Origin of the sequence: Nonomuraea sp. H19 (assembly GCF_052068215.1) — a bacterium.
GTDB lineage: Bacteria > Actinomycetota > Actinomycetes > Streptosporangiales > Streptosporangiaceae > Nonomuraea.
Genome location: NZ_JBQHCV010000025.1, coordinates 97,763 through 119,612, shown reverse-complemented (window position 1 = coordinate 119,612; position 21,850 = coordinate 97,763). Strand labels below are relative to the sequence as shown.

At 71.5% G+C, this 21,850-nt stretch carries 22 protein-coding genes; 11 read left to right on the top strand and 11 right to left on the bottom strand.

The features are described from left to right. Positions 1 to 4: 4 nt before the first annotated feature. Both ACTMTI_RS42155 and ACTMTI_RS42150 read right to left on the bottom strand, forming a co-directional pair. Positions 5 to 715 carry an anti-sigma factor family protein gene (locus tag ACTMTI_RS42155; RefSeq protein WP_441126409.1) on the bottom strand — a complete coding sequence of 237 codons (711 nt, stop codon included), beginning with the start codon at positions 713 to 715 and terminating at the stop codon, positions 5 to 7. Further along, the gene (locus tag ACTMTI_RS42150; protein ID WP_441126408.1) at positions 712 to 1,308 is read right to left on the bottom strand and encodes a sigma-70 family RNA polymerase sigma factor; all 597 of its coding nucleotides are present in this window, start codon (positions 1,306 to 1,308) and stop codon (positions 712 to 714) included. Before ACTMTI_RS42150 ends, ACTMTI_RS42155 begins: the two co-directional genes overlap by 4 nt. Before the next feature lie 232 nt (positions 1,309 to 1,540). Between ACTMTI_RS42150 and rsgA the strand changes: the two genes are divergently transcribed. Both rsgA and ACTMTI_RS42140 read left to right on the top strand, forming a co-directional pair. Further along, positions 1,541 to 2,638 carry a ribosome small subunit-dependent GTPase A gene (gene rsgA / locus ACTMTI_RS42145; protein ID WP_441126407.1) on the top strand — a complete coding sequence of 366 codons (1,098 nt, stop codon included), beginning with the start codon at positions 1,541 to 1,543 and terminating at the stop codon, positions 2,636 to 2,638. Between the two features lie 125 nt (positions 2,639 to 2,763). Next, a complete protein-coding gene (locus ACTMTI_RS42140; RefSeq protein ID WP_441126406.1) occupies positions 2,764 to 3,390 on the top strand; it encodes a phosphoribosyltransferase in 627 nt (208 codons plus the stop codon). A 49-nt stretch (positions 3,391 to 3,439) separates the two neighbouring features. On the opposite strand, the gene ACTMTI_RS42135 is transcribed toward ACTMTI_RS42140, so the two are convergent. Continuing rightward, on the bottom strand, positions 3,440 to 3,913 hold the full coding sequence (locus ACTMTI_RS42135; protein ID WP_441126405.1) for an ATP-binding protein: 474 nt from the start codon (positions 3,911 to 3,913) through the stop codon (positions 3,440 to 3,442). A gap of 129 nt (positions 3,914 to 4,042) precedes the next feature. On the opposite strand from ACTMTI_RS42135, the gene ACTMTI_RS42130 reads away from it, so the two are divergent. Together ACTMTI_RS42130 and ACTMTI_RS42125 are read left to right on the top strand one after the other, a co-directional pair. Beyond that, positions 4,043 to 4,924: a helix-turn-helix domain-containing protein gene (locus tag ACTMTI_RS42130; RefSeq protein WP_441126404.1), complete on the top strand. Its 882-nt coding sequence runs from the start codon at positions 4,043 to 4,045 to the stop codon at positions 4,922 to 4,924. A gap of 135 nt (positions 4,925 to 5,059) precedes the next feature. Next, on the top strand, positions 5,060 to 5,293 hold the full coding sequence (locus ACTMTI_RS42125; protein ID WP_188187307.1) for a DUF397 domain-containing protein: 234 nt from the start codon (positions 5,060 to 5,062) through the stop codon (positions 5,291 to 5,293). 94 nt (positions 5,294 to 5,387) lie between these two features. Here ACTMTI_RS42125 and ACTMTI_RS42120 read toward each other — a convergent pair whose 3' ends face one another. After that, complete coding sequence (locus tag ACTMTI_RS42120; RefSeq protein WP_441126403.1) at positions 5,388 to 6,029, bottom strand: hypothetical protein; 642 nt, start codon at positions 6,027 to 6,029, stop codon at positions 5,388 to 5,390. A gap of 33 nt (positions 6,030 to 6,062) precedes the next feature. Here ACTMTI_RS42120 and ACTMTI_RS42115 point away from each other — a divergent pair, with 33 nt between their 5' ends. Continuing rightward, the gene (locus ACTMTI_RS42115) at positions 6,063 to 6,392 is read left to right on the top strand and encodes a hypothetical protein (RefSeq protein WP_441126402.1); all 330 of its coding nucleotides are present in this window, start codon (positions 6,063 to 6,065) and stop codon (positions 6,390 to 6,392) included. Here ACTMTI_RS42115 and ACTMTI_RS42110 read toward each other — a convergent pair. From ACTMTI_RS42110 to ACTMTI_RS42090, 5 genes are all read right to left on the bottom strand, one after another. After that, complete coding sequence (locus ACTMTI_RS42110; protein WP_441126401.1) at positions 6,383 to 7,588, bottom strand: esterase-like activity of phytase family protein; 1,206 nt, start codon at positions 7,586 to 7,588, stop codon at positions 6,383 to 6,385. The two genes, ACTMTI_RS42115 and ACTMTI_RS42110, sit on opposite strands and share 10 nt — an antisense overlap. Before the next feature lie 209 nt (positions 7,589 to 7,797). After that, the gene (locus tag ACTMTI_RS42105; protein ID WP_379518652.1) at positions 7,798 to 8,109 is read right to left on the bottom strand and encodes a WhiB family transcriptional regulator; all 312 of its coding nucleotides are present in this window, start codon (positions 8,107 to 8,109) and stop codon (positions 7,798 to 7,800) included. Between the two features lie 100 nt (positions 8,110 to 8,209). After that, positions 8,210 to 9,079 carry a sucrase ferredoxin gene (locus ACTMTI_RS42100; RefSeq protein WP_441126400.1) on the bottom strand — a complete coding sequence of 290 codons (870 nt, stop codon included), beginning with the start codon at positions 9,077 to 9,079 and terminating at the stop codon, positions 8,210 to 8,212. 103 nt (positions 9,080 to 9,182) lie between these two features. Beyond that, entirely contained in the window at positions 9,183 to 10,679 is a 1,497-nt protein-coding gene (locus ACTMTI_RS42095; protein WP_441126399.1) for a glycerol-3-phosphate dehydrogenase/oxidase, read from the bottom strand. Next, positions 10,672 to 11,181, bottom strand: a complete 510-nt coding sequence (locus tag ACTMTI_RS42090; protein WP_441126398.1) for a TetR/AcrR family transcriptional regulator — start codon at positions 11,179 to 11,181, stop codon at positions 10,672 to 10,674. The genes ACTMTI_RS42095 and ACTMTI_RS42090 overlap by 8 nt, the downstream gene beginning before the upstream one ends. Before the next feature lie 31 nt (positions 11,182 to 11,212). Here ACTMTI_RS42090 and ACTMTI_RS42085 point away from each other — a divergent pair, with 31 nt between their 5' ends. The 3 genes from ACTMTI_RS42085 (at position 11,213) to ACTMTI_RS42075 (ending at position 16,193) form a co-directional block, all read left to right on the top strand. Beyond that, complete coding sequence (locus ACTMTI_RS42085) at positions 11,213 to 12,910, top strand: FAD-binding oxidoreductase (protein WP_441126475.1); 1,698 nt, start codon at positions 11,213 to 11,215, stop codon at positions 12,908 to 12,910. Between the two features lie 340 nt (positions 12,911 to 13,250). Continuing rightward, positions 13,251 to 14,603, top strand: a complete 1,353-nt coding sequence (locus tag ACTMTI_RS42080) for a metallophosphoesterase family protein (protein ID WP_441126397.1) — start codon at positions 13,251 to 13,253, stop codon at positions 14,601 to 14,603. Between the two features lie 21 nt (positions 14,604 to 14,624). Then, the gene (locus ACTMTI_RS42075) at positions 14,625 to 16,193 is read left to right on the top strand and encodes a bifunctional 3'-5' exonuclease/DNA polymerase (protein ID WP_441126396.1); all 1,569 of its coding nucleotides are present in this window, start codon (positions 14,625 to 14,627) and stop codon (positions 16,191 to 16,193) included. A 16-nt stretch (positions 16,194 to 16,209) separates the two neighbouring features. Here the strand turns inward: ACTMTI_RS42075 and ACTMTI_RS42070 are convergent, their stop codons facing one another. Together ACTMTI_RS42070 and ACTMTI_RS42065 are read right to left on the bottom strand one after the other, a co-directional pair. Beyond that, positions 16,210 to 16,419 (bottom strand): RNA-binding S4 domain-containing protein, encoded by a 210-nt coding sequence (locus ACTMTI_RS42070; RefSeq protein WP_441126395.1) that lies wholly within the window; start codon positions 16,417 to 16,419, stop codon positions 16,210 to 16,212. Positions 16,420 to 16,430: 11 nt separating this feature from the next. Next, complete coding sequence (locus ACTMTI_RS42065) at positions 16,431 to 18,038, bottom strand: PucR family transcriptional regulator (RefSeq protein ID WP_441126394.1); 1,608 nt, start codon at positions 18,036 to 18,038, stop codon at positions 16,431 to 16,433. 130 nt (positions 18,039 to 18,168) lie between these two features. Between ACTMTI_RS42065 and ACTMTI_RS42060 the strand changes: the two genes are divergently transcribed. From ACTMTI_RS42060 to ACTMTI_RS42050, 3 genes are read left to right on the top strand one after another with little or no spacing between them, the layout of a single operon-like run. Beyond that, complete coding sequence (locus tag ACTMTI_RS42060; protein ID WP_441126393.1) at positions 18,169 to 19,035, top strand: DUF2877 domain-containing protein; 867 nt, start codon at positions 18,169 to 18,171, stop codon at positions 19,033 to 19,035. Next, complete coding sequence (locus ACTMTI_RS42055) at positions 19,032 to 20,408, top strand: FdrA family protein (protein ID WP_441126392.1); 1,377 nt, start codon at positions 19,032 to 19,034, stop codon at positions 20,406 to 20,408. Before ACTMTI_RS42060 ends, ACTMTI_RS42055 begins: the two co-directional genes overlap by 4 nt. Continuing rightward, positions 20,408 to 21,781 (top strand): DUF1116 domain-containing protein, encoded by a 1,374-nt coding sequence (locus ACTMTI_RS42050; RefSeq protein WP_441126474.1) that lies wholly within the window; start codon positions 20,408 to 20,410, stop codon positions 21,779 to 21,781. The genes ACTMTI_RS42055 and ACTMTI_RS42050 overlap by 1 nt, the downstream gene beginning before the upstream one ends. Positions 21,782 to 21,850 lie beyond the last annotated feature (69 nt).

Below are 21,850 nucleotides of genomic sequence, written 5' to 3'. Positions count from 1 at the left end.
CGGATCAGGCCTGGATGGTGAGCAACTTCTTGCCTGCCGACGTGACCACCTCGAAGTGGTCGATGTCCTTCAGCGGCGTCGCGCTGCCGCCGTGCATGTAGAGCGGATCGGGCGATCCCGGAACTCCGTACCCGGCTGGAGGCACGGACCACCCGGTCATGACACGCCGCTCTCCCGACTTGCCGACCGAGATCAGCTCGCACTCCAGCGGCCCTTTCACCCCGGCCAGCTTGAGCGCCGCGTGCGTGCCCCATCCCTTCGACTCCACCACCAGCCCGCCGGTGACCCCGTCGACGCCCTTGCCGTCGATGGGCTTGCCGTCGGCGTAGAACTGCTCGGCCGGGCCCATGTGGTCGTCGTGCCCCTGTGCGACCTGCGGCGCGCCGTCCGCGGTGAGCTGCGTGCCGACGGTCAGCCCGCCGGCCACCAGCGTGACCGCCGCCGCCATCCCGATCACGAACGTCCCCCTGCGCGTTCGACGGTGGGCCGCCTTCCTGCGCTGGAGCATGTCGACCACGGGCCCGGGTGAGGGCGGGGCGACGTCCTCGACCGGGCCGATCCCGTTCAGCGCGTGCGCCACGCCGGCCAGGTCGGTCAGCTCGGAGCGGCAGGAGGCGCAGAAGAGGAGGTGGGCCTCGAAAGCTTCCTTGTCTTCTTCTTCCAGCAGGCCGAGCGCGTAAGCGCCCACGTCCGTGTGCTCGACTCTCGATGTCACGCCGTCACCCCCCTCTCCTGCAGCGCGATCCGCAGCGCGCGGACGGCGTAGTAGACCCGGGATTTCACGGTGCCCACCGGTATGCCGAGCGCCTCGGCGGCGTCGTTGACCGACCGGTCACGCAAGATCGTCTCGTTGAGGATCTCGCGGTGAGCCGGCGACAACGCCTTCAGCGCCTCTGACACGACCACCTGGTGCAGCAGTCCCTCCATCTCGTCCGGCACTGACATGCTCTCCAGCGGTCCGTCGCCCGACTCCTGGGGGCGGGCGTCCCGGCGCCGCCGGTCATCGATCACGATACGTCTCGCGACCGTGGCGAGCCAGGGCATCAGAGAGACCGTGTCGGGGTCGAGTTGTTCAGCACTGCGCCAAGCCCTGATCATGGTCTCCTGTACCACGTCTTCCGCCCACTGCCGGTCGCCTGCCGTCAATCGGATCACGAAGGCCAGCAGCGGCCTGTGATACTCCCGGTAGAGCGCGGACACGACGACCTCGTCATCCGGCCGCACACGCCGGATCCAGTGTCGTAAGCGCGGCTTGCCCATCGGGGCGGCTCCCTCGGCCGAGGGCGGGGGATACGTGCTCGCTCGCATGATTCCCCTTTCTCGGGTCCGTCGGCAGGTGGTACGGCCAGCCGCCCCGGTGCGGTTCAACGGATCGCCACACCAAATTCGATTGCATCCCCCCGGACAGGTGCGTACAGTCGCTGGCGTAACCGATCGAGGAGGTGAGGACTATGCGGGTCGTCCGCGGCATGCCGTCAGTCCACCTCCGGATGCTCGTCTGAGCAGCCCGGCTCCTTCCCGAATCAAAGGTTTCACTCCGTTGTCTTACGATCTTGCCCTGCTCGGCTGGACCGATCTCCGCTCCGCCGAGCTGCCCGCCGGCACCGCACCCGCCCGCGTGGCCCGCGTCGACCGCGGCGCCGCCGAGGTGATCGCGGCCGATGGCCAGCACCACGTCAAATACGCCGCCCGCGTCCGCAGGGCGTCCGCCGCCGACCCGATCGCGCTGCCCTGCGTGGGCGACTGGGTCGCGCTCCGGTGGCTGCCTGAGGGCCGCTACGAGCTCGACGCGGTGCTGCCCAGGACGACCGCGTTCATCAGGGGCGGCGTGAGCCGCGACTCGATCGGCGGTCTGTCGGGCGACGGCCAGGGCCAGGTGCTCGCGGCCAACGTCGACATCGTCTTCGTGGCCGAGCCGTCCATGCACTCCACCGACTTCGCCGACCTCGGCCGCATCGAGCGCCTCGTCGCGCTGGCCTGGGAGTCCGGCGGCACGCCCGTCGTGCTCATCACCAAGTCCGACCTGTTCGAGGACGGCCTCGACGAGTTGCTCGCCGATGTGCGGGTGGCCGCGCCCGGGGTCGACGTGCACGCCGTCTCGTCGCTGCACGGCGACGGGGTGGAACTGGCCGGCGGCTACCTCGGCGGCTCCCGTACCGCCGTCATCCTCGGTCCTTCGGGCGCCGGCAAGTCCACGCTGGTCAACGCCCTGGCCGGCGAGACGGTCATGGAGACCCAGCAGGTACGCGCCGCCGACGGCCGCGGGCGCCACACCACCGTGCACCGCGAGCTGATCCCGCTGCCCGGAGGCGGGCTGGTCATCGACACTCCGGGCATCCGCAGGATCGGCCTCTACGACATCGGTGAAGGCGTCGACCTCGTCTTCTCCGACATCGAGACGCTGGCCGAGCGGTGCCGGTTCGGCGACTGCGGGCACACCACCGAGCCGGGCTGCGCGGTGCTGGTCGCGCTGGAGAGCGGCGAGCTGCCCGAGCGGCGTCTGGAGAGCTGGCGCAAGCTGCAGCGGGAGGCGGCCTGGATGGCCTCCCGCACCGACGCCCGCCTGCGCAAGGAGCAGCAGAACAAGTGGAAGCTCATCACGAAGGAGATGCGCCGCTCCGGCAGAAACCGCCCCTGACGGGCGGACCGCCCGGCCTCGCCGCCGGACTGGTCCGGCGGCCAGGGCTGCTCCGGTGTCCGGACTGGTCCGGCGATCGGGCCGCCCTGAGGCGAGGAGGCCGCGTGAGCGGGTAGGCACTCGTCATGGAGCTCTTCGCAGACCGGGCCGAGGCCGGGGCCCGGCTCGCCGAGCGGCTGCTGGACGCCCATGACCCCGTGGTGCTCGCGCTCCCCAGGGGCGGCGTGGCGGTGGCCGCGCCCATCGCGCGCCGGCTCGACGCCGGCCTCGAGGTGCTGGTGACCAGGAAGATCGGCTATCCGCCGACGCCCGAGCTGGGCGTCGGCGCGATCGCCGAGGGCGGCGAGCCGGTGTTCGACCTGCCGCTGATGCGCCGGCTCGGCATGACGCCCGAGTCCGTCGCCGACGTGGTCGAGCAGGAACGGCGCGAGCTCGCCCGCCGGGTACACGCCTACCGCGGCGACCGCCCGCTGCCCGCGCTGGAGGGCCGGGAAGTGATCGTCGTCGACGACGGCCTCGCCACCGGCGGCACCGCGCGGGCCGCGCTCAGAGCGGTCAGTACGGCCAAGCCCGCCAAGGTGACCCTGGCCGTGCCGGTCGGGGCGCGCGGCACCGTCAGGTCCATGCGGTCGGAGGCCGACGAGGTGGTCGTCCTGCTGACGCCCATCGATTTCAGCGCGGTGGGGCAGTGGTACGAGCGGTTCGACCAGCTCAGCGACGCCGACGTGCTGGAACTGCTCGGCCGGAGCTGATCCCCGGCGCTCAGCCGGCGAGGATGGCGTGGCGGGTGGCGGTGAGGGCTCAGCCGGCGAGTACGGCCCAGACGCATTTGCGGGCGCCGCCGGGTGAGAACCAGCCCCAGGCGGTGCAGATGGCGTCGATCAGCCGCAGCCCCCGGCCGTACTCGGAGAAGACGTCAGGCGCGGCGGCCACCGGTATGGTCCGGCTGTAGTCGGTCACCACGCAGGCCAGCTCCGCCCCGTGAGACAGCAGCCGGAGCTGCGCCGCTCCGCCGCCGTGCCGCATCGCGTTGGTCACCAGCTCGGAGACCACCAGCTGGGCTTCGAAGGACACCGCGACCACGCCCCATGTGGCGAGTGTCTGATCGACGAACCGCCTGGCCGTGGACACGCAGGCGGGCTCCAGCGCCGTGCGCTGGTGAAAGGGGAACACGGCGTCCCATTCACCGGCCTGGCCGTCCACGAGGATGGACGTGAGCCACCCTGGTGGCCGGGAACCGATGGCGGCTTGCGGCCGAGCGTCGAAAGTCGTCATTCTGGCCCCCGAAGCGCGGTCTGGTGATCCAATGCCCATCTTTACGGGGAGTGCTTACCAATGCAAGACTTTTCGTAGTTTACAGATGCTAAGGGCATTTGCACGTGCAGATGATCTAGGAGCGGTGCGGTGAGCGCAGAGAGCGCGGAAGGGAAGCTGCTCAGTCATGCGCCGGGAAGCCCGACCGTGCTGCGGATCCTGCTGGGGACCCAACTGCGTAGGCTCCGCACGGAGAAGGGTATCTCGCGCGAGGACGCGGGGTACTCGATTCGCGCATCTCACGCCAAGATCAGCAGATTGGAGCTCGGCCAGGTCAGCTTCAAGCAGCGTGACGTGGCCGACCTGCTGACCCTGTACGGCGTCACGGACCCGGCCGAGCGCGAGCCGCTCCTCGACCTGGCCAGGCAAGCCAACGCCCCAGGCTGGTGGCACAAGTACGGCGACGTGCTGCCCTCCTGGTTCGAGGTCTACATCGGCCTGGAGGGGGCGGCGGCCAGCATCCGGTCCTACGAGAACCAGTTCGTGCCCGGCCTGCTGCAGACCCCCGGCTACGCCAGGGCCGTCATCGCGCTGGGCCACGAGAAGGCCACGAAGGCGGAGCTCGACCGGCGCGTCGCCCTGCGCACGACCCGGCAGAAGCGGCTCGAGAGCGGGCTCACGCTCTGGTCGGTGATCGACGAGGCAGTCGTGCGCCGCACGCTCGGGGGGCCGGAGATCATGCGCGAGCAGATCGCCCATCTGCTGGACGTCACGGCCGAGCGCAACGTCACCGTGCAGATCATGCCGTTCGACCGGGGCGGCCATGCGGCGGCCGGCGGCTCCTTCAGCATCCTGCGCTTCCCCGAGCGGGAGCTGCCCGACGTGGTCTACATGGAGCAGCTCACCAGCGCCCTCTACCTGGACAAACCCGCAGACTCCGACCATTACCTCCAGGTCATGGACCGGCTCAGCATCCAGGCGGAGAAGCCCAAGGAGACCAGGCGCTTCCTGGAACGCCTCATCTCAGGATGAATGATTGATCTTCCTGTGATCGACTCCATACCAGGATTTTTGGTCGTCCGGTATATGGAGATCATCGTGCTGCCGTATTGTCAGCTCGCAAACGCGGATGCACGTGCATTCGTAAGATCGCGAGGAGCTGCCCCCATGCACGAGTTCCGGAACGGAACCCCCGCCGGCCGCCTTCCCGTCGTCTGGCGCAAGAGCAAGAGGAGCAACCCCAACGGCAACTGCGTGGAGGTCGCGAGCCTGCCCACGGGGGAGATCGCCATGCGTAACTCACGCTTTCCCGAAGGGCCGGCACTGGTCTACACCCAGGCCGAGATCACCGCGTTCGTCCTGGGGGCCAAGGATGGCGAATTCGACGACCTCATCGTCTGACGCGCGGCCCCGGTAGCCGGGCGAACCCGGTAGCCGGGCGAACCCGGATTTCGGTCGAGCCGGCGACGTGTTTCGGTCACCCCGCCGGAGCCCGTTATGGCCGGGGCGCGCTGTACCAGCGCCAGCTCGTCAGGCGCGGGCGGCCGGGAAGCTCGGCGCGTCCGGTGGCCCACAGCAGGGTCGCCCACGGGTCGGTCTCCCGCGGCGCGTCGGGGAACAGCCGGGCCAGCACCCGCGCGCACAGGTCCGCCGGCGGTGTCCACGCAAGGCCGAGGCCCTCGGCCAGGTCGTGGGTGTGCACGAGCGTCTCCACGATCCCCATCGCGGCGAAACCCTCCGGATCGGACGCGCCGAAGCCATGGTGGGCGCGGACCTCGGGCGGCGTCGTGCGTACCATCGCGACGAGCAGCGCGCCGCACGCCTCCAGCACCTGCAGCAACCCGCCGGGTCCGGCCGCCGGCTGGGCGCGGATGGTCTCCACGGGGCCTCCCGGCCTGCGGCTCTCCAGAGCGAACGGGACGTAGCCGTCCAGCGGCGGCGTCCGGACCCCGAGCTGGGCGGCGTAGGCGAACAGGTCGTCGCCGAGATGCTCGGCGGTCTCCCAGCAGGTCCACTCCAGCGAGCCGGCCTTGTGCTCCCAGCCGGACGCGGGCGCCTCCCGCAGGGTGGCGAGGGCCAGCCGGACGGCTTCGCCGAGGTCGTCGGCGGTCACGGGGGAGGGCTCAGGAAACGGCATGGCAGGCACTTTACCCGCGTGCAATCCCCGCCCATGCGATTAAGGATGATCTTCACCCTGCTCGCGCTGTACGCCGCGATCGCCGCCGAGGCCCGGGCGAAGGCGCATCCGCACGATCTCGCGCCGCAGTACCTCCTGCACGACCCCTACCGGGTGGTCGCCCCCTACGTCACCGAGCGCGGGCGCGAACTGGCCGGGCGGCCGGTCGCCGGGATCGTGCCGCTGGTACGCCGGGTGCCCAAAAGCCAGGCGGACCTGGACGCGGTCGTCATCGAGTGGGAGCCGTTCGGCGAGCCGATGATCAACTTGTCAGGATACGGCGGCGATGGGACGCCCCATCGCCGCCGCCCCGACTACGGGTAGACCCGAGGATCGGCCTGGAGGCCGCGGGTGAGGCGGATGGTGATGAACTCGTTGTCGTCCGGCTTGCCCGGGGTGCGGCCGTTGGAGAAGGGGAAGTTGTTGTCGTCCAGCACGCCCAGCGTGCGGTCGTCGAGGATGACGACGTCCTCGATCGTCTGGAACGGGAACCTGAACGTCCCCGGCGTGCCGCCCAGGCCGCGCGGGTCGGCGATGTCGAGCAGGTCGGCCACCAGGGTCTTGTCGAGCGCGCCGTCGCCGTCGCGGTCCCGCATGTCCGCCATGTAGATGCGCTTGACCTGGGCGGCGTCGCCCTGCAGGTTGTCCCGCTCGATGATCAGGAAGCGGTTCTCGTCGACCGCGATCGCGTCGCCGATGGCGTGGGCGGGCGCGTCCAGCTTGTACGCCCACCGCCGCCCGGTATAGGCCCGCTCGCGCAGATCGAACTCGTACATCCGCAGCGTCCCCGCCGGGTCGCCGGCCACCGTGCCCTCGAGCAGCGGGTAGAGGCGGCGGCCTGTCACGGACCTGGCCATGCCTTCGAAGCCCTTGCTGCCGCCGAGGTTGGGATGGGCGCCGTTCAGATGGGGATTCTCGGGCGCCCGGACGCCGGGCAGCTCGATCGGCGCCTCCATCAGCCGGCCCTTGCGGTCGAAGTGCAGCAGGAAGGGGCCGAACTCGTCGCCTACCCAGTACGTGCCGTCCACCGTGCGCACGATCGACTCGACGTCGAAGTCGGCGCCGGTGAGGGTGCGATCCTGCCGGGTGAGCGGGAACGGCACCAGGCCCTTCGGGTCGGTCAGGTTGAACCCGCCGAGCACCTGTACGGACTTCGTCCGGAAGTCGGGCTTGACCCGGTGGACGCGCAGCAGGAAGTCGGCGCTGTTGGCCTTGTTGCCGAAGCCGTTGTCGGACAGGACGTCGAAGGTCCCGTCGTGGCGGCGGACGATGCCGCTGAAGCCCTGCACGGGCTGGCCGGGGAAGGGCGGGGTGACCCCGTTGATGGGAGCGGTGCCCAGTGATGATCCCGACGGCTCGCTACCGGGGACGAAGGTCTGCGCGGGAAGCGAGGCGAACCCGGTGAGCGTGGCCTGCCCGAAGCCGGGCTGCGAGCCGGTGGGACCGGGGTCGGCGGCGGCGGGAGCTGCCAGAGACAGCAGGGTCGCGCCGGCGCACATCAGGATGGCGATGCGTTTCATGGCGGCACCCTAGGGTGACCACATGACGGGATCCCGAACATACGGCAACGGGCGATGACGGCTGGATGTCGAGCGACCGGTGCGGGGGATCAGAGCTTGATCAGGCAGTTGTCCCGACCGGGTTCGCCAGAGCCTGGGCATGGAGGGCCCGGCTCTGGTTCATCGGGACAACTGCTTGATCATGCATGTTCGCTGAGCTGCCGGGGGTGTCAGGCGGCGGTGATGCCGGCGCTGGCCGCGCGGCGCATACGACGGCGACGCTCGGAAGCGCGCTCGTCCTCGTTGAGACCGCCCCACGTGCCGTACTTCTCGGGCCGGGACAGCGCGTAGTCAAGGCACTCGTTGCGGACGGGGCACTGGGCGCAGATCGCCTTGGCCTTCCGCTCACGTACGTCACGCTCGGGCTGCCGCTCCCCATCGGGGCCGAAGAAGAGCACGAGGTCCTCACCCCGGCACGCGGCATCATCCTGCCAACCCCAGCTGGGGCGCGGGCGGGCGAGCTGCCGACGTACCTGAGACATGAGAAAACCACCTTCGTGAGAGGTATTTCGGTGTTTGAGCCGCATTGGACGCTTTTGGCGTCACTGTTCCAACGCAACGTCGGGCCGTGATGTTCCCTGTTCAGGCGAGGGCGGGCGTGGCATACCGCACAGGCGTGAGCCTGTCCAGCGAAACCAGCCGGTAGGTGGTGATCGTCTCGGCGCAAGCCGTACCACACGGCGCTTGGAACGCCGATGGCTCAACCACAACCTGGAACCGGACGTCGCCGCAGCGCACGATGGCTTCGGTGACGTCGCCGTCCGACCTGGAGGATTCCACGGCCACCGCGCCGACGGAGCACTCTCCCGTATGGGCTCGGGCGAAGTGCTCGACGGCTTGCAATGGCTCAGGGATGCCTGCGCGTCCCCGGTAGCGGTCGAGGATGACCTCGCCCGACCGGTACGCGTTAGCCGCTGCCAGTGCAGCAGCCTGAGACATGCTGCCGTAGAAAATTCCGTGTGGCAAGCACACGAGGTTGGCGGCGTAACGATCGCCACCAACGTGTGACGTTTCCCACACTCTGTCCGGCAGAGATTCGGCCAGCGATCGAGCGAGGGGTAGTCCAATGCGGGCGCAGCACACATTGCGCTTGGCGTGCGTGCAGACCAGAAATACCGGCTCGTCTTCAAGTATGCAGGACTCCGGGACCACTCCGGTCACCAGCGAGTCCAGGTCAAGATCGTCAGGACCTGCGATGACGCAGCTCGCCAGCCAGGGGCGCTCCCCGGCGGCGTAGCCCAGTAGCACACGGATGCCCTGCTCCGGCGGGCGGGTCCGCTTTCCGGGGCGGCGGATCAGCTGGGGCCTGATACCGCGTTCGAGCGCGCGGCGGACGAGTTCGGAGATTTTTTCAGGAAGTTCGAAGCTTTCCAGGTGTGACGGCCAGGCGCCGGTGTATTCGATGAGCAGCCAGAGCCGTGCCCCCACGGTGGCGCTGGCCAGCGTGGGCACCTCCCCGGTGTGACATCCGACAGGATGCTCGCAGCCCCTCGCCAACGCCTCTCTCCCCCTTCGCCATCGAATTAGGTAAGCCTAACCTAGCCGATGGAACGGGTCAGAGCTGGCTGCTTCGCTCCAATACGTCACGTGTCGTGGCCAGAGCGCGGTCCCTGTCCTGTCTGACCAGGCCGATCCTGGTCCGCCTGTCCAGCAGGTCGCCCTCGTCGAGCGCGCCTTCGTGGCGGACCGACCAGAGCAGCTCGCCCTTGGTGATCCCGAGCCCGACCTCCTCCGGGTGCGCCTTGACGAGCTCGTGCACGGCCTCGGCCTCGCCGCCGTACCGCTCGGCCAGGCGCGCGGGCACCCCGGACGGCTGCGGGCCCGCGCCCACGAGCGGGATCTTCCGGGTGCGGCACCGCCCTGCCGGGAGGTTCCTCGACGAGACCGCTCGATCCACCGCGTCCTCGGCCATGCGCCGATATGTCGTGAGCTTGCCGCCGACCACCGTGACGAGACCTCCCTCGGAGAGCACCGCGTGCCTGCGAGACAGGTCGGCCGTCCGCCCGTCACCCGCCAGGAGCGGCCTGAGGCCCGCGTACGCGCCCGCGACCGCCTCTCTGGTCACCGGAGTCCCGACAACCCCGTTCAGCACCTCCAGGAGCGCTCTGACGTCCTCCTCGGGCACTTCGGGGACGTCCGGCACCGGCCCGTCCACGGGTTCGTCCGTGAGGCCGACGTACACGCGGCCGTCGCGCTGGGGCAGCACGAGCGCGAACCGGTTGCGCTCTCCCGGGACGGGCACGTGCATGCCGGCGATCAGCCCCGGCAGCGTCCCGGGCCGCAGCACGAGGTGCGTGCCGCGCGATGGGCGCAGCTCGACCTGGGGATCCAGCGAGCCCGCCCACACGCCGGTGGCGTTGATCACCGCCCTGGCGCGGATGGTGAACTCCTCGCCCGTCAGCTCGTCGCGTACCGCGGCCCCCTCGTCCGAGAGCCGCAGGGCGCGGCAGCGGGTCAGCACGCGGGCGCCGTGCGCGGCGGCCGTCCTGGCGATCGCCACCACCAGCCGGGCGTCGTCGAGCAGCCGGCCGTCCCACGACAGCAACGCGCCGCGCAGGCCGTCCTCGTTCAGCACGGGCGCGAGCGTGTGCGCTCGCGCCGCGTTCAGGCGCGCGGGGCCCGGCAGCAGGCGGCGCGGCGTGCGCGCGGCGGCCCGTAGGGCGTCGCCGAGCCGGTAGCCGGCCATCACCGTCGCCGCCTGCCGCCGGGAGATCGCCGGGGTCAGCGGCAGCATGTACGGATGCGCCTTGACCAGGTGCGGCGCCGTGGTGCGGAGCAGGATCCCGCGCTCGACCGCGCTCTCGTAGGCGACGTTCACCTGCCCTCTGGCCAGGTAGCGCAGACCGCCGTGGATCAGCTTGGAGCTCCACCTGGACGTCCCGAACGCCAGGTCGTGGGCGTCGATCGCGGCCACGCTCAGCCCACGCGAGGCGGCGTCCAGAGCGGCGCCCGCGCCGGTCGCGCCAAGCCCGACCACCAGCACGTCCACGCGTTCCTCGGCGACCTCGCGCAGCTCGCGGGATCGTCTGCGGGCGTTGAGTGAGCTATTCAAGGTAGGCCTCCAGCAGGGCGGCGAGCTCGGCGTCGAGCTCGTCCAGCGTCACGGGGTCGAGCATGGTGGGCGCCGACACCAGGAACGACTGCGCCACCAGCAGCACCGCCCTGGCCTTGCGCGGATCGCCGACGGCCCGCTCCAGCAGTTCCAGGACGGCGTCCTGGGTGGCGCCCCGCCGGTCGAGCAGGTAGGGCATGAGCAGCTCGGGATCCGCTTCCACGATCTTCCGCCACAGCGGGTGCCCGCGCAGCCCCCGTACGCCGGCCACGACCGCGCGTACCGGGTCCGACAGGTCCAGCGCGGCGACGACGCGTAGCCACTCCCTGGTCATCAGGTCGGCGACCAGGGAGCGAACGTCGGGCCAGTGGCGGTAGATCGTCATCCGCGACACGCCCGCCCGGCGTGCCACGTCGGTGAGCGTCGTCCTGCGTACCCCGTAGGCGAGCAGGCAATCGCGAGCTGCGTCCAGAACGCCCTCATTGTGACGAATCGACGTCATGTGTCACAGTGTAAGCGTGCCGAGAGAACCGATGCTGTGGTCGGGCTGGGGCGACCCCGCCAAGAGCCGCGAGCTGCCCGAGAAGGTCCGCGAGCTGCTGCACGACCTCCTGGGCGTGCGCCCGCCGCGGGCGCCCGCCGCCACGCTGGAGTCGGTGCGGCTGCCGCCGGTGGCGCTGCCGCCACCGCTGCTCCAGGAGCTCGCCGGCGTCGTGGCCGCGGAGCACGTGCTGACCACGCACGAGGCCCGCGTCCGGCACACGCGCGGCAAGTCGACCCCCGACCTGCTGCGCATGCGCGCCGGAGACGGCTCGGACGCGCCCGACGCGGTGGTGCTGCCCGGCTCGCACGAGGAGGTCGAAGAGCTGCTGCGGCTGTGCACGCGCGAGCGGATCGCGGTCGTGCCGTTCGGTGGCGGCACCTCGGTGGTGGGCGGGCTCGCGGCCCTGAGCGCGGGCTTCGCCGGCGTGATCGCGCTGGACCTGGGCCGGCTGGACCGGCTGCGGTCGGTGGACGCCGAGTCGATGGTGGCCGACTTCGAGCCGGGCGTGCGGGCCCCCGACGCCGAGCGGCTGCTCGCCGGGCACGGATTGACGCTGGGGCACTTCCCGCAGTCCTTCGAGTACGCCACGCTCGGCGGCTTCGCCGCGGCCCGCTCCAGCGGCCAGGCCTCCGCCGGATACGGCCGCTTCGACGACATGGTCGCAGGCCTGACCGTGGCCACGCCGTCGGGCACCCTGGACCTCGGCCGCGCCCCCAAGTCGGCGGCCGGGCCCGACCTGCGCCAGCTCGTCCTCGGCTCGGAAGGCGTCTTCGGCGTCATCACGTCGCTGCGGCTGCGCGTGCGCCGCGCCCCCGCCGAGCGCCGGTACGAGGGGTGGCGGTTCGCGTCGTTCGCCGCGGGCTCGGCCGCTTTGCGGGCGCTCGCCCAGGAAGGGCCGCTGCCCACCGTGTTGAGGTTGTCGGACGAGACGGAGACCATGATCGGCCTGGCCAAGCCGGAGGCGATCGGCGGCGGCGACTCCGGCTGCCTGGCGATCGCCGGCTACGAGGGCGCCTCCGTGGGGGAGCGGCGGGCCGCCGCCTCCGCCGTGCTGGCGCGGACGGGCGGGGAACCCCTGGGCGAGGCGCCGGGCGCGGCGTGGGAGCGGGGCCGCTATTCCGCCCCGTACCTGCGCGACTCCCTGCTCGCGGCCGGGGCCACCGTCGAGACGCTGGAGACGGCCGGCTTCTGGGCGAACCTGCCCCGGCTCTACGACGCGGTGCGCCTGGCCCTGCTCGGCGCGCTCGGGCAGGCTCCGGCTCCGCTGATCATGTGCCACATCTCGCACGTGTACGAGACCGGCGCCTCGCTCTACTTCACCAGCCGGGATACTCAACCCCGGCGTGCTCATTCCTCCGGCGGAGTGATCTTGTCGGCCTCGGCCAGCATCATGGCGGCCTCGCCATACTGGTGGAGGTCCTCCAGCGCGGCCGCCAGGCAGGTCAGCGAGACCACCAGCGGCCCGCCGCCGATCGCGCGGGTGAGCGCCACCGCCTCCTGGGCCAGCGGCAGCGCCTCCGTGGGCCGGCCGCGCCTGAGGAGTAACTGGGCCGCGGTGCGCAGGCAGCGTGCCAGCAGCGCCGTGTGCTTCTCGGGAGACTCCCTGACCAGGGCGCGGCTCCTCGCGATGGCCTCGCTCACGGTATTGAGCGCCGCGCCGCCCCATCGCGGCCGGGTCTGCGCATAAGCGAGCAGGCCCTCGATGGCATCCACCTCTGAAGTGCCTTCCCGGGTCGCGTCGTCCGGGCCGTTACGCGTCATGGGAGCCTCCTTTGTGGCGGTCCCAACCGCTTGCTTGGGGGGTGAGGCTACACCATTGTGAACCATCTGTGTTCTCTGCAGTACGGAGAGTTCAGTGTGCGCGAATGGTAGATCACGGTAAAGATGTGGTCATGGTGGAAGTCGCGGCCGAGCGCGCAAAGCAGCTTTCTTCACGGGTGTCACAGGCGGGCGCGGGGTGGTCCTGTTCGCAGATCGGAACGTTCGCCCAGCTCAGGCCAGATAAGCGCGGATTTTCCTGGTTGAATTTGGGCACGCTATGGCGATCCCGCAACGAGATCCTCGCCGGGCTGTTCGGCGATCCCTCGGGAGAGGTCAGGACGCGGTGGGTGGCGGCTCAGGAAGCGCGAGGGATTGACCCGGAATTTCGTATCAAGCCGTCCGTTGGGGGAAATTTCAGTTTCCTTCTCCTGGGCGATACCGGCGAGGGCGACGCCTCCCAGTACGCCGTCGTTCCCGGGATGCTCAAAGTGGGCGAAGGGACATCGTTCGCCATCGTCGCCAGCGACGTGATCTATCCGACCGGATCGGGCAACGAGTACGGCGACAAATTCTTCCGCCCGTACAAGGACTACGACGCTCCCATCTATGCCATCCCCGGCAACCACGACTGGTACGACGGGCTCGGCGGGTTCATGCGGGTCTTCTGCGACGCGCCGGCGCTCAAGCCCAAGCCGGACCGCGGGCTGCGCGGGCTGCTGTGGCGCAAGCCCGAGACGATCGACGAGGCGCGGCTGGCCGAGGCGCGTTCCCTCCGCGGCAAGCCGTCGCAGCAGGCCACGCAGCCGGGGCCGTACTGGATGATCGAGAGCGACAGCCTGCTCGTCGTGGGGGTGGACACCGGCATCAGGAACGTGATCGACAAGGCGCAGACCGCGTGGCTGCGCCGCGTCTCGCTCGATCCCCGGCCGAAGATCCTGGTGACCGGCAAGCCGATCTACACCGCCAACGCCTACAAGCCGTCGCCGCTGGAGGAAGGCGGCACGATCGACGACATCGTGCGGGATCCGGCGCACCGGTATGTCGCGGCCATCGGCGGAGACGTGCACAACTACCAGCGTTATCCGGTCAAGGTGGGCGACCGGGTGATCCAGTACATCGTGTCGGGCGGCGGCGGCGCGTTCATGCACGCCACGCACACCATCGGCCGGGTCGGCGTGGGGGGCGTGCACGAGGACGCCTTCAAGTGCTATCCGCTGCGCGGCGACTCGCTGTCGTTCTACAGCCAGCTCTACGCCCGCAGGCTGCGGATGAAGTGGCTCTGCCTCACGCCCGACGAGGCGCTGTGCATCATGTCGGAGCACATCAAGAACGAGCCGGTCAGGACGCCGGAAGGGACGGTGAAGATCACGCGCAGGATGCGGTGGGCGGCACGGCTGCTGGGGGCCTGGCCGTGGCCGTTCCGGCTGCCGGTGGACAGGGTGTTCCACCGCTACCTGTCGGAATTGTCCGACTGGGACACGCCACCGTTCTTCAAGCAGTTCCTGCACGCGTCGGTCACGCCGGAGGAGCTGACGCTGCGGTGCTTCGCCGCCACGGGCTGCCTGGCGCAGGAGGTGGAGCCCCCGGTGGAGGACGAGGTGCGGATCAGTTTGTCGTAGCCGTTTGGCACCCTTGACGATGTGCATGTCGTGGTCGCCGGAGAGACGGTGCTCCCGGTCGGGGGCGCTGTCCGGCGTCCCGCCGACCTGGCGCGGGCCGCACACGAGATCGAGGCCGCCGAGCGGCCGCGATGGGTGTGGGCCGACACGCGGGAGGACTATCCGCCGCTGCTGCGCGCGGGCGTGCGGGTCGCGCGCTGCCACGACATCGCGCTCACCGAGGGCCTGCTGCTGGCCTACGACGGCCGCTACGGCGAGAGCCGCTCGGCCCGCGCCGCGCACGCCCGGCTGCACGGGCTTCCGGTGCCCGAGGAGCACCCCCACGCCCCCGGCACGCTGTTCGCTCCGGAGCCGCTCAGCGCGGAGGCGGTGGCCGAGGTGCTGGCGGACCAGCTGCGGCGGATCGAGGCGCTGCCGGAGCCGGGCCGGTTCCGGCTGCTGGTGGCGGCCGAGTCGGCGGGGGCGCTCGTCGCGGCCGAGATGTCGCACGAGGGCATGCCGTGGCGCAGGGACGTGCACGACGCGCTGCTGACCGAGCTGCTCGGGCCGCGGCCGGTGCACGGCATGCGGCCCGCGAAGCTGCAGGCGCTGGCCGGCGAGGTGGCGGCGGCGTTCGGGCATCCGGTCAACCCCGACTCGGTGCAGCAGCTCGTCAAGGCGTTCAAAGGGGCCGGGGTGGCGTTGAAGACCACTCGGTCGGGGGAGCTCAAGCAGATCGACCATCCGGCGGTGGCGCCGCTGCTGGCGTACAAAGAGCTGGCCCGGCTGTTCAGCGCCCACGGATGGGCGTGGGCCGACCAGTGGGTGCGGGACGGCAGGTTCCGGCCCGAATACGTGGTGGGCGGCGTCGTGTCCGGGCGGTGGGCCACCAACGGGGGCGGGGCGCTGCAGATCCCCAAGGTCATGCGGCGGGTGGTGATGGCCGACGACGGCCGGGTGCTGATCGTCGCCGACGCCGCGCAGCTGGAGCCCAGGGTGCTGGCCGCGATGGCCGGGGACGTGGGGCTGGCCAGGGCGGCCGGCGAGATCGACCTGTATTCGGCGCTGGCGCAGTCGTTCGGCGGGCAGCGGGACCACGCCAAGATCGCGATGCTGTCGGCCATGTACGGCGGCACCAGCGGCGACGCGTCCAAGCTGCTGGCGGTGATGCGGCAGCGGTTCCCGAAGGCCTACCAGTTCGTCGAGGACGCGGCCAAGGCGGGGGAGGAGGGCCGGCTGGTGCGGTCCTGGCTCGGGCGCACCAGCCCGCCGCCCTCGTCCCGGTGGAAGGAGCTGGTGTCGGGTCCCGAGGGCGGGCGCGCGGCCCGGGACAGGGGGCGGTTCACCCGCAACTTCGTGGTGCAGGGCACGGCCGCGGAGTGGGCGCTCGCGCTGCTGGCGGTGCTGCGCGGGCGGCTGCCCGAGCCTGCCCGGCTGGTGTTCTTCCAGCATGACGAGGTGATGGTGCACTGCCCGATCGAGCAGGCCGAGGAGGTGATGGCGGCCGTGTCGGCGGCGGCGGCCGAGGCCAGCAGGCTGCTGTTCGGGCAGACGCCGGTACGGTTCCCGATGGAGGCGGTGGCGGTCGCCTGCTACGCCGACGCCAAGTGAACGCCCGGCCGCTGCGCTAAGCCACGTGGATGGTGAACCCTTCGCCGCTGACCACCTGGCCCGACCGGATCTTGGCCCTCTTGCGCAGTTCCACCTCGCCGTCCACGTGCACCATGCCTTCGGCGATCAGGTGCTTGGCCAAGCCGCCCGTTTCGGTGATCCCGCAGTATTTCAGCAGGTCGCACAGCGGGATGTAGTCGGAGCGCAGTTCGAAGTCCAGGTCCACGAACCCTTACCCTAAATCCCCCGCATCCGCAGCACGTGCAGGGCCAGGGTCAGGTTGAGCCTCAGGTGCGGGTCGTCGGTGAAGTTGCCGAGCAGCCGCTCCAGCTTGCCGATGCGGTAGCGCAGCGTGTTGTAGTGGAAGTGCAGCCGCCTGGCCGTCTCCGCCACGTTGAGGTTCGTCTCCAGCAGCACCTGCAGGGTGCGCCTGAGGTCGGCGTTCTCGGCGTCGACGTCGGAGGCCAGCGGGCCGAGCGTCTCGCGTACGAACGCGTGCAGCTCGTCGGTGTCGTTGACCAGCGACAGCAGCCGGTAGACGCCGAGCTGGTCGAAGTGGGCGACCGCGCCGGGCCCGTGCAGCTGGCGGCCCACCCTGGCCGCCTTCAACGCCTGCGAGTACGCCTCCGGCAGCGTCTCCGCCCCCGGGCTCGGCCGGGACGTGCCGGTCGAGAACGTCGCGGGCGGCACGTCGGCGAACGCCGAAGCCGCGTCCTTGGCCACGCGGGCGGCGTCGATCGCGGCGTCGACCACGGCCACCACCTCATGTGAGAACCCCGCCACGGCCCCGCGCGGGTCGTGCCGCCTGATCGCCGCCGTCCAGCAGGAGACGAGACGGTCCTGCGCGCTGCGCTCGTCGCCGTCCGGGTCGAGCTCGGCCACCAGCACGGTCGCCGGGCGCGCCAGGTCCCACCCGAATGCCTTGGCCCTGGCCGTGATCCGCTCGGCCGTGCCGGCCCGCCCGGTGAGCACGTCACGCAGGAAGTCGGCGCGGTATTTGCTCTCGACGGCGTTGACCGCCTCCTGCCGGGTGACGACGAGCGCGGCGACCGTGGCGGCGCGTTCGAGTATGCCGACGTCGCTGTCCCTGATCTCCCCCGACGCGCTGTAGGCGACGATCCTGCCGTGGTGGTGCCCGCCGGCCAGCACGGGCACCGAGGCGAACGCCCGCCCCTTGGGGGACGGGCGGCCCGTCGAGGTGGGCGGGCCCTCGCGGGAGATCGACTCGCGCAGCACGGTGACGTGGTCGGCGGGCCCCGCGGTGGCCAGCACGTGTCCTGAGCCGTCCACGGCCGCGACCGACACGTCGAGCAGTTGCGCCACCTCGGCGGCGACCTCGTTGAGCCCGCCGCCGGCCAGCACGACCTGGACCAGCGCCCGGTGCGCCTCCTCGGCGCGGGCGAGCACCGCGGCCTGACGGTTGAGGATGTCCGTCAGCACCTGGTTGAGAATGTCGTCGAAGCCGACGTCGTTCGGCAGCAGGATGAGCGGGAAGCCGAGCCGGTCGGCCTGCTCGACCATCTCGCCGGGCAGCTCGTCGACGTATCGGCCGAGTTTGATCCCCAGCGCGGCCAGCCCGCGCTCGTCCAGGTCGGCCACCAGCCGGCCGAGTGACTGGGGCGTGTTGCGCAGCGGGTAGCCGGTGGTGAGCAGGAGCTCGTGCGGCTTGACCCAGGCGAGGATGTCGGGCACTTCCATGACGTTGAGCCGCTGCACGATGCGGGACAGCCCGCTCTCCCCGGCGATGAGCCTGGCCTCCGCCAGGGTCGACACGCCGAGCACCTCTCCTACGGACACACCGTGAATGATCGTTCCGGTGCTGGCGAGACGGACGGGGGGCTCCATGGGGAGATTGTGACCCGGGAAGGGCTCTGTCAGGAAGAGCCAACCTTCCCGCTGACTGTTGGCAAATTTATCCGTACGGAGGGTTCCCGGCCCGTTCTACGGTCAGGTCCAGGGTCGGTTGGGAGGTCTGGTGACGGTCAGTACTCACGCGAGGCGTACCCGCATCCATGTCACGGGTGCGGCCAGCGCGGCGGTACGCCCCGTCCTGGAGTCGCCGCGCCGTCCCGCCCGCGTGCTGGCGGCCTTTCCTGCGGGGGTGTACCTCGAGGTCAGGACCGATCTGGAGCCTTCGGTGATCGCCGTCATCACCGGCGAGGCCACCCGGCTGCCCAACTCGGTGCTGCTGGCCACGCCGCTGCCGCACGTCACGGTGGGTGACGAGGCGGCGGTCGGCGACCGCTCGATCGACCTGGGCCCGCTGAGTCTGCGCGTGCGCCGCTGGTGGGACCCCGCCCCGCCGCTCGGCCAGGTCGACCTGCCCCGCCTGGCGCAGGCCGCCGCGCAGCTGATGCTTCCCGGGGAGCCGGGGCCTGGGCCGGGGCTGGCGGGCAACGGCGCGGTGGCCTCGCTCGCGAGCAGTTGCGCGGAAGGCTGGCTGCTGGGGGCCGTCACGGCGGCCGAGCAGCTCGTCGGCCTCGGGCCGGGGCTCACCCCGAGCGGCGACGACGTGCTGGCGGGGTTGCTGGTGACGTTGCGGCACCTGGGCGCGGCGGCGGGCGCGGAGCGGGCGGTCTGGCTGGCCGACTGGCTGGCGCCGGCCGTCACGTTCGACGCGCGCACCCGTACGACGCCGCTGTCGGCCACGCTGCTGCACTGCGCGGCCAGGGGCGAGGCGAGCCCCGAGGTGACCGCGGTGCTGCGCGGCGTCACCGGCCGGCAGGCGCTCGAACCGGCCCTGCGCCGGCTGCACCGCCTGGGCCACACCTCGGGCGCCGACCTCGCCCAGGGCATCGCCATCGGCGTCACCGCGGTCCTCGCGCTGGGCGGGCCGCGGTGAGCGCGGAGGCGGTGCTGGTCCGCAAGGGGGCGTACTACGACTCGGTCCAGCTCATGCGGGTGAGCCGGGCGCTGACCGCGACGCCGGGCGTCGAGGCGGCCATGGTGGCCATGGGGACGGAGCTCAACGTCGCCATCATCAAGGATCTGGGTTTCGCCGTCCCGGAGGCGGGCCCGGGCGACCTGCTGATCGCCGTGCGCGCCGGCGACACGCAGGCGGCCGTCGCCGAGGCCGACCGGCAGCTCACTACGCTCCAGCAGCCCGGGACCGCGTCGGAGCAGCCCCCGCTGACCACGCGTGCGGCGGCCGCCCGGGCCCCGGCCGGGCTCGTCCTGGTCTCCGTCCCCGGGGAGCACGCCTTCTGCGAGGCGTACGACGCCATCGAGGCCGGGCTGCCCGTCATGATCTTCAGCGACGGCGTCACCGTCGCGCGGGAGCGGCGGCTGAAGGAGCTGGCGGAGGAGCGGGACGTGCTCGTCATGGGCCCGGACTGCGGCACCGCCGCTCTCGGCGGCGTAGGACTGGGCTTCGCGAACGTCCTCACCCCCGGCCCCGTCGGCGTGGTGGCCGCGTCGGGCACCGGCGCCCAGCAGGTGACGTCGCTGCTCGACTGGGCGGGCACCGGCGTCAGCCACATCCTGGGTGTGGGCGGCAGGGACCTGTCGGCCGAGGTCGGCGGCCTGTCGACGCTCCGTGCGCTGCGCCTGCTGGACGAGGACCCGGCCACCGAGCTGATCGTGCTCATCTCCAAGCCGCCGGACCCGGAGGTGGCGCGGGCCGTACAGGAGGCCGTGGCCGCGCTGCGGACGCCGGTGGTGCGGGCCCTGCTCGCCGCGCCGGACTCGGGCGCATCGGATGCCGCGGATCTCACGCAGGCGGCGGAGCAGGCGCTGCGCGCGCTCGGGAAGCCCGTGCCGGAGTGGCCGTCCTGGCCGGGCACGCCCCGGCGGGCCCCGGGGGAGACGCTCAAGGGGATCTACGCCGGGGGGACGCTCAGCATGGAGGCCGCGGCGGTCGCCGGCCGGGGCGACTTCGTCGACTACGGGGACGACGTCTACACCAGGGGAAGGGCGCACCCGATGATCGACCCGACGCTGCGCATGGAGGCGCTGGCCCGCGCCGGCGAGGCGGACGTGGTGCTGATGGACGTCGTGCTCGGCCACGGCGCCGACCCCGACCCCGCCGCCGCGCTCGCGCCCGCCGTCGCCCGCACCTCCGCCGCGGCCGTCGTGGTCGCCCTCGTCGGCACCATGGGCGACCCGCAGGATTTCCACCGTCAGGCCGCGGCCTTCCGGGAGGCGGGCGCGGCGGTGTTCGCCTCCAACGCCCAGGCCGCCCGGCACGCCAGGAGCCTCTGCGGGGAGGGATCGTGATGGGACCGCTCACGGCGCCGTCGCGCGTCATCACGGTCGGCGCCGGGCTGCTCGACGAGGCGCTGGCCGCGCAGGCCGTCCCGACGACCCCGGTGACGTGGCGCCCGCCCCTCGAGGCCACCGCGGAGGCCCTGGCCAAGGTGCTCGCCGACGCGCGCAGGCAGGCCGCCAACGAGCTGGCCGCACACCGGCTGACGTCCGCGCGGCCGTACCTGGTGGGGGTGCGGCGGGCGGCGGAGGTGCTGCCCGAGGGGACGTTCCTGCACGCCGGGCCGCCGATCACCTGGGAGCGCGCGTCCGGCCCGATGCGCGGCGCGCTGATCGGCGCGATGCTGTTCGAGGGCCTTGCCACCGGCGAGCACGACGCCGAGCGCAGGCTGGCGGCGGGCGAGATCGCGCTGCGGCCGTGCCACGAGCACGCCGCCGTCGGCCCGATGGCGGGCGTGGTGAGCCCGTCCATGTGGCTTTTCGAGGTACGCGACGAGGAGCACGGCGGCACCGCCTACTGCTCGCTGAACGAGGGCCTGGGCAAGGTTCTCAGGTACGGCGCGTACGGGCCCGAGGTCCTGGACCGGCTGCGCTGGATGGACGAGGTGCTCGGCCCGGCGCTCGCCGCGACGCTGGAGCTGACGGGCCCGATCGACCTGCGCTCGCTGATCGCGCAGGCGCTGCAGATGGGCGACGAGCTGCACAACCGCAACCGGGCGGCCACCTCGCTGCTGCTGCGGGAGCTGGCCCCGGCCGTGGTGGAGGCCGCCCCCGGGAGCGCCGCGCAGGTGCTGCGCTTCATCAACGGCAACGACCACTTCTTCCTGAACGCCGGCATGGCCGCGGCCAAGGTCAGCACGGACGCCGCCCGTGACATCCCCGGCTCGTCCATGGTCGTCGCCATGGCCAGGAACGGCACCGACTTCGGCGTCCAGGTGTCGGGGCTGGGCGGCCGGTGGTTCACCGGTCCCGCGGGCGTGCCCGACGGGCTCTTCCTCGGTTCGTACGGCCCCGAGGACGCCAATGCCGACATCGGCGACTCCACGATCACCGAGACGTCGGGCCTCGGCGGGTTCGCGATGGCGGCGTCCCCGGCCATCGTCCGGTTCGTGGGCGGCGAGGTGGCCGACGCCGTGCGCGCCACCCGCTCCATGTACGAGATCACGCTCGCCGAGCACCCCGCCTACCAGATCCCGGGACTCGGCTTCCGCGGCACGCCGGTCGGCATCGACGTCACGCTCGTGGCCAGGACGGGCCTGCTACCCGTGGTGAACACCGGCATCGCGGGCCGCGTCGCCGGAACGGGACAGGTCGGGGCGGGCCTGGTCAAGCCGCCCGCGGAAGCGTTCGTCAGCGCGTTGCTGGCGCTGGCCGACGCCGTTTAAAGATCCATTTGAATGGCGGCATATCCGCACGTCAGGGCCACTGTAAAGGGACTTCTGCTTCCCTTGAGG